Source organism: Candidatus Sororendozoicomonas aggregata, assembly GCF_031528575.1.
Lineage (GTDB): Bacteria > Pseudomonadota > Gammaproteobacteria > Pseudomonadales > Endozoicomonadaceae > Endonucleibacter > Endonucleibacter aggregata.
Window position 1 is genome coordinate 1 of record NZ_JAVLSP010000165.1, and the last position, 3,563, is coordinate 3,563.

Annotated in this window: 3 protein-coding genes and 1 pseudogene; 1 reads left to right on the forward strand and 3 read right to left on the reverse strand. The window is 44.3% G+C overall.

Translation table 11 applies throughout. The annotated features are described in order from the left end of the window. From V4C51_RS17345 to V4C51_RS17355, 3 genes and pseudogenes are all read right to left on the reverse strand, one after another. A pseudogene (locus V4C51_RS17345) lies at positions 1 to 195 on the reverse strand (helix-turn-helix domain-containing protein); the annotation flags it as partial. A 294-nt stretch (positions 196 to 489) separates the two neighbouring features. Then, positions 490 to 1,146: a putative adhesin gene (locus V4C51_RS17350; protein WP_330927432.1), complete on the reverse strand. Its 657-nt coding sequence runs from the start codon at positions 1,144 to 1,146 to the stop codon at positions 490 to 492. Positions 1,147 to 1,306: 160 nt separating this feature from the next. Further along, complete coding sequence (locus V4C51_RS17355) at positions 1,307 to 1,963, reverse strand: putative adhesin (RefSeq protein ID WP_330927433.1); 657 nt, start codon at positions 1,961 to 1,963, stop codon at positions 1,307 to 1,309. A gap of 575 nt (positions 1,964 to 2,538) precedes the next feature. On the opposite strand from V4C51_RS17355, the gene V4C51_RS17360 reads away from it, so the two are divergent. Then, entirely contained in the window at positions 2,539 to 3,153 is a 615-nt protein-coding gene (locus tag V4C51_RS17360) for a hypothetical protein (protein ID WP_330927434.1), read from the forward strand. The last annotated feature ends 410 nt before the right edge of the window (positions 3,154 to 3,563 follow it).

The window sequence follows — 3,563 nt, forward strand, 5'->3', positions numbered from 1 at the left end:
AAGCTCAGCCTTTAACGCCTTATATGCCTTGATAAATTCAGCTTGTTTATCGGCATCCGCTTTATGTGGAACGCCTTTGGGCTTTTTGTAAGAAAAGCCGTTCTGATGAAGCCACTTAGTCAGACCAGAAACCGTATACCGTATGTTCCATCGATCTGATACGTAAGCGACAAAAGCTGATGTTTCTGCTGGCGTGTGAGAGTGAATTTTGGCATCAGGTATAATGTAGAAAATACCCTCAAAAATCAAGCCTTTTCAAAGGCGACGGGTATAGCCGCAGTAGGAGCATGACTTTTAAGACCGCTTCTTAGCCCGGATATTTCATAAACATGCTCCTGGCCTTGCTTGCTCCTTGCGGCTCTAAGGGCAGTTTATGAAATATCCGGGTTAGAATAGTAAAGAAACTATTCGAGGTGTTTTATGGACTACCAGTGACCTATAATTGCAGCCGCAAAAGAAAGTGAAATGGGCGGGCATCATGGGAAAGCGTCAGTCCAAAGGAGCATTTCCCTGAATGAAATCGTGGCGTATTATTTCAGTGTCAAAGACATAGCGGCAGATCAGACAGTGAATCTTGGTGTAGAAGTGCCCGGTGACACGCAGCGTATCAATGACGTCCTTGAGCCTGATTGGGCTAGGCCATGCCGGTTCTGTGGTGATAATATCAAAAGCGGGTATTGCCTTGAAATCGTCGATACACCGGGCGTTCCATAAGGCTAACTCTATATCATGCTGGCTTGCGGCGGGCTTGCCTCCTATCCAGTCGGAAAAATGAACCAGCTGGTAATTATGCACAAAGGCCTGAGGAGAAATAATTTCAAAAGGCGTGTCCACTACGGTCATGAATTCCGTCAAAAAAGAAAACACCGGCTTATTCGGATCAATGCCTGACGTCGTTTGATGCGGCGCGTAAAAACAAATAAAAACCCCCGGTGGTACCTGGAAGCGCCGGTTATAACGCATTTGCACCAAACCACAGAAATAGGAATAGTCTTCCCTGTCAATACCGGAATGGGCCAGCAAGATCACGTTTTTCACATCATTGCTCCGGTAAGGAAAGGTAAAGAGCTTTAGCTGTCCATTCAATACACTTGTCTGTGTATTCTCAGGCTTGAAAGACACTAATGGGGGTTTATTCTTCAACAAATGCAAATACCCTTTCTGAAAGATTATCAACCTGAGGGATTGCTTCTGTGTACTTTTACCAGGATAGTAAAAAAACTATCAGAGGCGAGACATGGACTACCAGTCACCTCTAATTGCGGCAGCAAAAGGAAATGAGCTGGCATCATGGTGGGGAAGGTTATCACTCAAAAGAAGCATTTCCCTGAATGAAGTCGTGGCGTACCACTTCACTGCCAAAGACATAGCGACAGATCAGACAATGAATCTTGGAGTAGAAGTGCCCGGTAAAAATAAGGGTATCAATAGTTTCCTTCAAGGTAGTACAGTCAGGCCATGAAGGCTCTGTGGTGATAATATCAAAAGCAGGCGCAGGCCGTTTCTCGTAGTGAGCCGAGCACCGGGCTTGCCATAAGGCAGCATTTATATCAGCGTCACTAACCACAGGCTGGCCTCCCAGCTTGGCATTAATCAGTTGGTAATTATGCACAGAAGCTTGAGGTGGAATGATTTCATAAGGCGTATCCACGGCTGTCATGAAGTCCGTCAGAAAAGCAAACATTGGCTTGTGCGTATAAATGCCTGAAGTCGTTTGATGCGGTGCGTAAAAACAAATAAACAACCCCGGTGGTACTTGGAAACGCCGGTTAACATGCATTTTCAGTAAACCACAGAAATAAGAATAATCTTCCCTTTTAATACCGCCATGGGCCAGCAAAATCAGGTTTTTTACATCATCGCCCCGGTAAGGAAAGGTATAGAGCTTTAGCTGTCCATTCAGTACGCTTGTCTGCGTATTTTCAGGTTGGAAAGACACTAATGGAGATTTTTTTTTTAACATGCACCAATACCTTTCTGAAAGATCACTCGTTTGGAAACTGCTCCTAGGATAATAGAGAAACGATTAACCCAAGCATGTCATAAACTGCCCCGAATCTTGCGCGGGACTTTTCCGCTTTCGGGCAGTTTGTCAAGGAGTATAACGAGCCTGAGATTTTCTTCTCCCTCTCAGAGTATAGTGCAGGAGTGTTTCACGGGATAGGAACCGTCTTTCAGGAAGGCGGTCAGGCCCACAAGACAATTGTCGTAGGCGATGATAAATTTGGCAGCCTGGCACCTGGTATGAAAACGCTTACCCACAGCGCGTCCGGTAGCGTAATGTCATTGTACAATGATGGTAAATATTCGATACCAGAAACAGCTATTTAAATGTGCAACTGGTGCTTAGACACTAGGCTATATGTATATGACAGAGTTACACTGCCTTGCTAAATACGACGCAGGGCAAATCAATGTGTAAAAATTCCAACTTCCCAAAGCCAGAACAGGCAGGCATTGGTAAAAGCGTCCACGGAGAGTTGTTGAAATGATGGCGTGGCGGTTATATCAAACTCAGATTGACAAGTGAAAATCAACATGGCATTTACACACATTGCTTTTTACGACATGAGCCGTTTTGAATGCCCGAAATTAAATCGGACTTTTACCATTAAACGGTTGGACCCGCCTACCATGGGAGTTTGTGGGGGGGCAAGAATGTTAGAACTTCGGTTTTATGAAGGCCGGGAGTGTGCCGGATATGCCAAAGTTTTTGGCAGACCGGCTGATCCTGTCGCTAAAAAGGAATCAAAATTTACTTTACAGGCATTTTCGATTTTTAGAGATTTTCAGTTTCTTAATCTTGATTCATTGCTGATTTATATCGTTAACACAGAAGTTCGTTTAAACGGTGGTGAGTACCTCTATGTCAACAACCCCCTCTGTGAAAACCTGGGGTTTTTCGTTCAGCTGGGCTTTATACCAGATCCCAAGATTGTTAGAATTAAAACAATTTCACGCGAGTTAACAGAACCTCCCGAGCCTGACGCACCACTCGATTTAAGGAAAGACTGCTTAAACCAGAGGCTAAGCCTGAGCAGACAATATACTGATTGGAAGTGCCTCACTGCCTTATTAAATGTCGCATTGTGCGAAAAAATGTGTGAAAAGTTCAAGCTCGCTGACCCACCCAGAATAGGCAGGAATTTATAAAGGCGTCCATGAAGCCAGATTGACAGCAGTGAGACAGGCGTTAAAAATTCAACTCTCTGTTCAGTTGATCAAAGAAAAACGCGAGCGTTGAGTAAAAGTGACCATTTTATCCTACCATGGCTATACTGATTGTGTGATAGGTCAGTAGTGGTTGTTTTGCTGAAAGATGACAGCAGATAGTCAGATTAGCGTTCTATAGAGTCTTGTAGCCTGTCGGAATTATGCCTTCGAGCATAAGTCCGACAGGCTCCTTACTTCACAGTGGCTATCATTGCGCAAAATCAGCTCAAGGCTAATTTGAGTCCCACTCACTAGGAGGCTGACCGAGAATAGCGCCCGTAGCGAGGATGGCAGAAAATTGAGGATAAAAAGTCGGAAATTTTTAGTGAATAGTGGTTTTATTTGCTAAA

Excerpts from the sequence above, each read along its gene's own strand:
- V4C51_RS17355 (WP_330927433.1), bottom strand. The coding sequence starts at position 1,963 with ATGTTAAAAAAAAAATCTCCATTAGTGTCTTTCCAACCTGAAAATACG.
- V4C51_RS17360 (WP_330927434.1), top strand. The coding sequence starts at position 2,539 with ATGGCATTTACACACATTGCTTTTTACGACATGAGCCGTTTTGAATGC.